Raw genomic sequence first — 7,389 nt, forward strand, 5'->3', positions numbered from 1 at the left:
CCGCGTGCCACAGTGCTGACGTGACCGATCCCGAGACCGCGGACATATGCCTGGGCGGGGTGCCCGTACACCGGCACCTCGCGGCGAACGCGCACGACCTGGCCTCGCGGGTCGTGGACGAGCTCGTCGGCCGCCTGCCCGCCTACGCGTCGCTGCCACCCGAGGAGCTGCGCACCGAGATCACCCGGATCGCCCACCAGACCATCCACGGCTTCGTGGGCGTCCTGCGCAGCGGCGAGCTGCCCGGCCCCGAGGAGCTCGCGGTGATCCGCGAGTCCGCCGCCCGCCGGGCCGAGGAGGGACTGCGCCTCGACTCGGTGATCAGTGCCTACCACCTCGGCGCGCAGGTGTGCATGGACAGCGTGGCACCCCGGGCCAGGCCGCAGGACGTCGAGAGCGTGCTGCGGCTCAGCCGGATGGTGGTCGCGTATCTGCAGCGGGTGACCGCCGCCGGGGTCGGCGGCTACTTCCAGGAGCGTCAGGCGGCCTTCGGGGTCGAGCACGCGGCGCAGCAGGCGCTGCTGGAGGCGCTGCTCGCCGGGGCACCCGCGCAGGAGGCGGCCGACCGGGCCGGCATCCGGCTGCCGGGCCGCTTCCTCGTGCTGAGCCTGGACGTCGGCGCGCACGCGGACGAGCGGACCCCGGGCGTGGACCCGCTGATCGCCGGGCGGCGCAAGCTAAGGCGACTGCGGGTGGAGTTGGAGCGCCACGTCCGGGACGTGGTGCTGTCGGCGCTCTCGGTGGACGGCGGCACGGCCCTGCTGCCCGTGCGGGAGGAGACACCCGGCGGGACGGCGGACGAGGGGCTCGGGGCCGTGCCCGACGGGGTACGGGAGTGGGCGGCCGGGGTGCTCGCCCACATGACCCGGGTCTCGGGCGCGGCGATCACGGCGGGCGTCACCGTGACGCCCCCCGACGGCGTCCGGGAGGGGGCGCGGCTGGCGGCGGAGGTGCGGAAGGTCGCGCAGGCGGCGGGCAGGCCGCCGGGGTTGTACCGGCTGTCGGACGTGCTGCTGGAGTACCAGCTCACCCGGCCCGGCCCGGCGCTGGACCAGCTCTCGGCGCTGCTGGCGCCGCTGGCCGGGAAGCCGGAGCTGCTGGCGACGCTGCGGGCGTACCTCTCCGGCGGGATGGACCGGCGCGGGACCGCGGAGCGGCTGAGCATCCACCCGAACACCCTCGACTACCGGCTGCGCCGGGTCACCGCGCTGACCGGTCTGGACGCCGCCCGGCCGGCCGACCTGGCCCGGGTGCAGGCGGCCCTCGCGGCCTACGACGCGGACCGGGCAACCCGGTACGGCTAGACGTCCGCGCGCCCCCGGCCCGCCGCGCGCACGCTCCGCCGTCCCCACGGCCCGCAGCGCGCACGCTCCGCCGTCCCCCGGCGCGGCATGCGCGCGGCCCCGCCGTCCGCGCGGCCGGGTGCGGTTCACCGTCGCGTAGTGGGCCGTCGCGGAGACGTCGTGTGCCCTTCCCCCACCGCTCCCTTGCCGTGACGTCGCTCGGCGCCTAGTATTTTGGGCAACTGCCCAAGGCATCTGCCCAATCCAATGGGCCGCCGAAGCCGAGGGCATGTCCGAGACCGAGGGGAAGGGGAGGCGTCGCATGGGCACGACGGGGTCGGTGGAACAGGGCCGCGAGGTCCGCTCCCGCTTGCTGGCCGCCGCCGCTGAGCTGATCGCCGAGCGCGGATGGACCGCCGTCCGCACCCGTGCGCTCGCCGAGCGGGCCGGCGTCGGGCCCGGGCTCGTCCACTACCACTTCTCCTCCCTCCAGACGCTGCTGTCGGAAGCGGCCCTGTCCGCTCTGCGCGACCTGGTCGAACAGCTGGGGGCGCTGCTCGACCAGGCCCGCGACGTCGACGAGGGGCTGGACGCCCTGCTCGTCGCCCTCGACCACTACAGCGGCCGGGACGCGACCTCGCTGCTCTGCGGGGAGGCGTACCTCGCCGCCACCCGGGACCCCGAGCTGTGCGACCGGCTCGCCGGGCTGCTGGCCGAGGCCCGGGAGCGCTTCACCCGCTGGCTGGCCGAGAACGGCGCCCCGGCTCCCGAGGCCACCGCGGCCGTCCTCGCCGCCGCGCTCGACGGCGTCATGCTGCACCGCCCCCTCAACCCCGGGCTGACGTCCGCACACGTCGGGCCCGTCCTGCGCAGGCTTCTGCGCCCCTGACCCACCCACGCACGACACACCTCCGGCACCCCGCCGGTCACGGCGAAAGGAACGGTGAGCCGAGTGAGAGCCGTCATCTGCGGAGCGGGCATATCCGGGCTGGCCCTCGCCGGGCGCCTGGAGGCCCACGGCTGGGACGTCGTCGTCCTGGAGAAGGCCTCCGCGCCGCGCGCCCAGGGCTACATGATCGACTTCTTCGGCCCCGGCTACGACGCCGCGGAGGCCACGGGTGTCCTGCCCCGCCTCCACGAGCTCGGCTACCGCGTCCAGGAGGCCGCCTATCTCGACGCGAAGGGGCGCCGCCGGGCGGGGCTCGACTACGAGCGCTTCGCCCGCGCGGTCGACGGACGGCTCCTCAGCATCATGCGCCCCGACCTGGAGCGTGCCCTGCGCGAGCACCTCTCGCCGGGCGTCAGGCTGCGATACGGCACCGGGCCGGCGGCCGTCGCCCAGCAGGCCGACGGCGTGCGGCTCACCCTCACCGACGGCAGCACGCTCGACGCGGACCTCCTCGTCGGCGCCGACGGCATCCACTCCACCGTCCGCGCCCTCGTCTTCGGGCCCGAACGCGCGCACCTGCGCTATCTCGGCTTCCACACCGCCGCGTTCCGCTTCACCGACCCGGAGCTGCGCGCCGAGATCGGCGACCGGATCGCCGTCACCGACACCTGCGATCGGCAGATGGCCTTCTACGGGCTGCGCGACGGCCGCGTCGCCGTCTTCGCCGTCCACCGCTCCCCCGACCCCGCCCTGCCCGACGACCCGCGCGCTGCTCTGCGCCACATCTACGGGACGCTGGGCTGGGCCGTCCCGCGCGCCCTCGACCGCTGCCCGCCGTCGGCCGAGATCTACTACGACCAGGTCGCGCAGATCGAGACCGCACGCTGGTCCGAGGGCCGCGTCGTCCTCGTCGGCGACGCCTGCCACGCCGTCTCCCTCCTCGCCGGGCAGGGCGCGTCCCTGGGCATCGCCGGGGGCTACCTCCTCGCCGAGGAGCTGAGCCGGGCGGCGAGCGTCGAGTCCGCGCTGGCCCGCTACGAGGAGGCGTGGCGCCCCGTCGTCGCCGAGAAGCAGCGGCGCGCCCGGAGCACGGCCCACTGGTTCCTCCCCGCCTCGCCGACCCGGCTCAGGCTGCGTCGGCTGCTGGTCAGGGCCGCCGCCCTCCCCGGCGTCGACCGGGCGATCTCCACCAGCCTCGTCGGGAAGCCCATCCGCCTCGGCACCACGCCCGGGGAGCCGCCGCGCGGCTAGGCCCCGACGGGCCTGGCGGCCGCCACGAGGCGTCTGACGTGCGCGGCGCCGGAGGGTCGGGCGATGATCGGGGGATGGACGTGTCCCTTCACCTCGCCCAGCAGCCCGACGCCGACGCCCTGCTCAGCCGCAGCCCGCTCGCCGCCCTCGTCGGCATGCTGCTCGACCAGCAAGTGCCCATGGAGTGGGCGTTCAGCGGACCGTGGACGATCGCCCAGCGGCTCGGCGAGGACGACCTCGACCCCCACCGCATCGCCGCACACGAGCCGGAGTCCTTCGCCGACCTGCTCGCGGCCAAACCCGCCGTGCACCGCTACCCCGGCTCGATGGCGGGACGGGTGCAGAAGCTGTGCCAGTACCTCGTCGAGCACTACGACGGCGACGTCACCGGGATCTGGCGGGACGTCGACAGCGGGAAGGAGCTGCTGAAGCGGCTCAACGACCTCCCCGGGTTCGGCAGGCAGAAGGCCCAGATCTTCCTGGCCCTGCTCGGCAAGCAGCTCGGCGTCACCCCCGAGGGGTGGCGGGAGGCGGCCGGGCCGTACGGCGAGGAGGGCGCCTACCGCTCGGCGGCCGACATCACCGGCCCCGAGTCCCTGCAACGGGTGCGCGCCTACAAGCAGGAGATGAAGCAGGCGGCGAAGAAGTCCGCGAAGAAGTCCGCGCCGTAGCCCAGAACCTCCCCTTCCCGGTACCGGCCCCGGGGTGGCCGCTCCGGGGCGGGCTCCGAGGGTGCATGATCGGCGTATCCGGCTATCCGCACCGCAGAGAGGACTTCCGATGGAAGAGCGCTTCGACGTCGTCGTGCTCGGCGCAGGGCCCGGCGGCTACGTCGCCGCGATCCGGGCGGCACAGCTCGGCAAGCGCGTAGCCGTCGTGGAGGAGAAGTACTGGGGCGGCGTCTGCCTGAACGTGGGCTGCATCCCCACCAAGGCGCTCCTGCGCAACGCCGAGCTGGCCCACATCGTGACCAAGGAGGCCAAGGCTTACGGAATCCAGGCGTCCGGCCCGATCACGATGGACTACGGGCAGGCCTTCCAGCGCAGCCGCAAGGTCGCGGACGGCCGTGCCAAGGGTGTCCACTACCTGATGAAGAAGAACGGCATCGCCGAGTTCGACGGCCGCGGCGTCTTCGTGGACGCGCACACGCTGCGGGTCGAGCGGCCCGGCGGTGACAGCAGCACGCTCCGGTTCGACCACTGCGTCATCGCCACCGGCGCGACGCCGCGGCTGCTGCCCGGCACCCGCCGCAGCGAGCGCGTGGTGACGTACGAGGAGCAGATCCTCACCGAGGAGCTGCCGTCGTCCGTGGTCATCGCGGGGGCCGGGGCGATCGGCGTGGAGTTCGCGTACGTGCTGCACCACTACGGCGTGAAGGTCACCGTCGTGGAGTTCCTCGACCGGATGCTGCCGCTGGAGGACGCCGACGTCTCCGCCGAGCTGGCCAAGCAGTACCGCCGCCTCGGCATCGAGGTGATGACGTCGACCCGGGTGGACGCCATCGACGAGTCCGGGCCCCAGGTGCGGGTCACCGTCACGGCGAAGGACGGCTCGCAGCAGGTGCTGGAGGCCGACAGGGTGCTCCAGGCCATCGGCTTCGCCCCCAACGTCACCGGCTACGGACTGGAGAACACCGGGGTCGCCCTGACCGAGCGCGGTGCGATCGAGGTCGACGGGCGCTGCCGCACCTCGCAGCCGCACATCTACGCGATCGGCGACGTGACGGCGAAGCTGATGCTCGCGCACACCGCCGAGGCCATGGGCGTCGTGGCGGCGGAGACCCTCGCGGACGCCGAGACGATGGAACTCGACTACGTGATGATCCCCCGCGCCACCTACTGCCGGCCGCAGGTCGCCAGCTTCGGCTGGACGGAGGAGCAGGCCCGGGAGCGGGGCTTCGACGTCAAGGTCGCCAAGTTCCCCTTCACCGCGAACGGCAAGGCGCACGGGCTCGGCGAGACGGCGGGCTTCGTCAAGGTCATCTCCGACGGCAGGTACGGCGAGCTGCTCGGCGCGCATCTCATCGGCCCGGACGTCACCGAGCTGCTGCCCGAGCTGACGCTGGCCCAGCAGTGGGACCTCACCGTCCACGAGGTGGCCCGCAACGTCCACGCGCACCCGACGCTGGGCGAGGCCGTGAAGGAGGCCGTGCACGGACTCGCGGGTCACATGATCAACTTCTGACGCGCGCCGGGCCCTGATGGCAGACGGCTCCCGGGCCGCACGGGCTACCGGGCCTGACGGCTCCCGGGCCGCACGGACTACCGGGCCTGAAGGGCGCCGGGGCCGCACGGGTTCCCCGGCACCCGGGCCCGACGGGCGCGGCGGGGTCAGCCGAGCAGCGCGTACACCGTGGACGCGCGGGCGGCGACCTCCGCCGCGCCCTCGGCCGTCATCGCCACGTCCGCGAAGGCCATCCGCCGGCCGAGCTTGGTCACCACCGCCTCGACCAGCACGTCCGCGCCCGTCACCGCCCGCTGGAACGACGTCGACTGCTGCACCGTCGTCATCGGGCCGTACTCGCCGCGCGCCACCGAGACGGCGACGACCGTGGCGGTGTCCGCGGCGGCCATGAGCGCCTGCCCCGACAGCCCGCCGCCGTCCCGCGCCAGCCGCTCGGACCACGGGAGCCGCAGCACGGCGCGGCGCTCCCCCGTGTCCACGACGGTCAGCCCGAGGTCGGTCACCCAGGGCGCGAAATGGTCGGCCAAAACCTTGTTCGCCTCAACGAGTGTCAGCGTCACGGGGGAAGTCTCCGGCCCCGCCCCGGCCGCTGCAAGAGGCCGACACCTCGTGTTCGCATGGTCGCCGCCCTCCCGGGAAAGCATGCGGAATCGAACACTGCAACGGTGTGGCGGCGTTGACGCACGGAGGGACGTACCGAGTGCAGTTCGGAATACTGGGCCAGGTCGAGGCCCGGTGCGGCGGTGTGCGCATCGGGCTGCGGCCGGGCCGTGAACGGTCACTGCTGGCCCTGCTCGTGCTCAACTCGGGCTACCTGCTCACGGCCGACCGCGTCGTGACGCTCCTGTGGGAGAAGCCGCCCGACAGCGCCCGCGCCCAGGTCTACAACCTGGTCAGCGGATTACGCCGTCGGCTGCACAGCGCCGCGTTCGACCGCGACGGCGCCGGGGACGTCCTCGTCACGGCCGACGGCGGCTACCGGCTGGAGCCCGCCCGGCACCGCACCGACCTCGGCGCCTTCCGGACGGCCGCCGCACGGGGGCGCGAGGCGATGGAGCAGGGCGCCGGGCACCGGGCCGCCACGCTGCTCTCCCAGGCCCTCGACTGCTGGCGGGGCGAGGCCCTGAGCGGCTGCGCCGCCCCCTTCGCCGCCGCCGTCCGGCAGACCCTGGAGGACGAGCGCCGGCGAGCCGTCGAGGCGCTGCTCGACGTCCACCTGGCCCTGGGACGCCACGAACGGGTCCTCGCCGAGGTGGGGCCGTGGCTGGAGCAGCAGCCATACCGGGAGGACCTCTACCGGCGCCAGATGCTCGCCCTGGCCGCCCAGGGTCGCCGTGCCGACGCCCTGGCCTGCTACCGGCACGCCTACCGACGGCTCGGTGAGGACCTCGGCGTCGAACCCGGCCCGCCGCTGCGCGAGCTGCACGAGCAGATCCTGCGCGGTGCCGTGCCGCCGGTCCCTCCGCTGGCGGCGGAAGCGACGGCGGGACGGCGCCGCCCACCCCGGGCGAACCGTTCCGCCACCGGCCACCCCGACGGGGAGCCGGAACACGGCGGCCGGGACGACGACGCCCCGCCCCAGGCCGCGGCGGACCGCCCCGACTCGGCGGCCGGACACGGCACCACCCGCCGGACCGGCGGCACGCCCGACACGGCCCCGGACCCCGGCACGGACACGGCCCCCGGCACGGACGCGGCCCCCGGCCCCGGCACGGACGCGGCCCCCGACACGGCCCCCACCCCCGACACGGCCCCCGCCCCCGACACAGCCCCCACCCTCGG

Annotated in this window: 7 protein-coding genes; 6 read left to right on the forward strand and 1 reads right to left on the reverse strand. The window is 74.7% G+C overall.

Annotation, left to right across the window (positions count from 1 at the left end; translation table 11 throughout):
* Nucleotides 1-20: 20 nt before the first annotated feature.
* The 5 genes from HPT28_RS23755 (at nucleotide 21) to lpdA (ending at nucleotide 5,607) form a co-directional block, all read left to right on the forward strand.
* A complete protein-coding gene (locus HPT28_RS23755; RefSeq protein WP_219093412.1) occupies nucleotides 21-1,304 on the forward strand; it encodes a CdaR family transcriptional regulator in 1,284 nt (427 codons plus the stop codon).
* 301 nt (nucleotides 1,305-1,605) lie between these two features.
* On the forward strand, nucleotides 1,606-2,172 hold the full coding sequence (locus HPT28_RS23760; protein WP_219093414.1) for a TetR/AcrR family transcriptional regulator: 567 nt from the start codon (nucleotides 1,606-1,608) through the stop codon (nucleotides 2,170-2,172).
* A gap of 54 nt (nucleotides 2,173-2,226) precedes the next feature.
* Nucleotides 2,227-3,423 carry an FAD-dependent monooxygenase gene (locus tag HPT28_RS23765; protein WP_308119476.1) on the forward strand — a complete coding sequence of 399 codons (1,197 nt, stop codon included), beginning with the start codon at nucleotides 2,227-2,229 and terminating at the stop codon, nucleotides 3,421-3,423.
* A 74-nt stretch (nucleotides 3,424-3,497) separates the two neighbouring features.
* Complete coding sequence (locus HPT28_RS23770; protein WP_219093416.1) at nucleotides 3,498-4,094, forward strand: HhH-GPD-type base excision DNA repair protein; 597 nt, start codon at nucleotides 3,498-3,500, stop codon at nucleotides 4,092-4,094.
* 109 nt (nucleotides 4,095-4,203) lie between these two features.
* Entirely contained in the window at nucleotides 4,204-5,607 is a 1,404-nt protein-coding gene (gene lpdA / locus HPT28_RS23775; protein WP_219093418.1) for a dihydrolipoyl dehydrogenase, read from the forward strand.
* Nucleotides 5,608-5,753: 146 nt separating this feature from the next.
* Here lpdA and HPT28_RS23780 read toward each other — a convergent pair whose 3' ends face one another.
* Complete coding sequence (locus tag HPT28_RS23780) at nucleotides 5,754-6,167, reverse strand: PaaI family thioesterase (protein ID WP_219093420.1); 414 nt, start codon at nucleotides 6,165-6,167, stop codon at nucleotides 5,754-5,756.
* A gap of 140 nt (nucleotides 6,168-6,307) precedes the next feature.
* On the opposite strand from HPT28_RS23780, the gene HPT28_RS23785 reads away from it, so the two are divergent.
* Nucleotides 6,308-7,389 (forward strand): AfsR/SARP family transcriptional regulator (locus tag HPT28_RS23785; RefSeq protein ID WP_219093422.1); only part of this gene is annotated, 1,082 nt, incomplete at its 3' end.

Source organism: Streptomyces sp. JJ38 (assembly GCF_019303475.1).
Lineage (GTDB): Bacteria > Actinomycetota > Actinomycetes > Streptomycetales > Streptomycetaceae > Streptomyces.

Excerpts from the sequence above, each read along its gene's own strand:
- lpdA (WP_219093418.1), top strand. The coding sequence starts at position 4,204 with ATGGAAGAGCGCTTCGACGTCGTCGTGCTCGGCGCAGGGCCCGGCGGC.
- HPT28_RS23770 (WP_219093416.1), top strand. The coding sequence starts at position 3,498 with ATGGACGTGTCCCTTCACCTCGCCCAGCAGCCCGACGCCGACGCCCTG.
- HPT28_RS23760 (WP_219093414.1), top strand. The coding sequence starts at position 1,606 with ATGGGCACGACGGGGTCGGTGGAACAGGGCCGCGAGGTCCGCTCCCGC.